Origin of the sequence: Actinomyces sp. S6-Spd3 (assembly GCF_000758755.1) — a bacterium.
GTDB lineage: Bacteria > Actinomycetota > Actinomycetes > Actinomycetales > Actinomycetaceae > Pauljensenia.
Window position 1 is genome coordinate 1 of record NZ_JRMV01000165.1, and the last position, 511, is coordinate 511.

The 511-nt window shown below is 57.5% G+C and carries 1 protein-coding gene; it reads left to right on the plus strand.

The features are described from left to right. A partial coding sequence (pth, locus tag HMPREF1627_RS00990; protein WP_034500384.1) for an aminoacyl-tRNA hydrolase occupies positions 1 to 381 on the plus strand: 381 nt, incomplete at its 5' end. Positions 382 to 511: the final 130 nt, after the last annotated feature.

Sequence of the window (511 nt, forward strand, 5' to 3'; positions counted from 1 at the left end):
GACTCGTACATGAATCTATCGGGCAACGCGGTATCGAAACTCATGCAGTTTTATGGGGTAAAGCCGGACCACCTGCTGGTTGTGCACGACGAGCTCGACATCGAACCGCACGTTCTTCGACTTAAACGAGGCGGCGGCGAGGGCGGACACAACGGGCTCCGCTCAATCTCGCAGCTGATTGGCACGAAGGATTACAACCGGTTGCGCTTTGGCGTGGGCCGCCCGCCTGGGCGAATGGACGCTGCCGCGTTCGTGCTTTCGGATTTCCCTAAGAAAGACCTGGATGAATGGGCTGTAACGGTTCGCTTGGCTGCGGATGCGATCGAGGATGTGGTTACCCTCGGTTTTGACCAGGCGCAACAAAAACTGCATACGGCCTAGTCCGGTTGGATGCGAGGAGCTGTTTTGAAAAAACTTCGCGGTCTACTTAGCGCTCTTGATGGTGACGAGGCGCTTGCTGCTGCCGCCCTTGCCCTAAACGAAGGGGGCAATCCCACGGTCATTGCCGCAG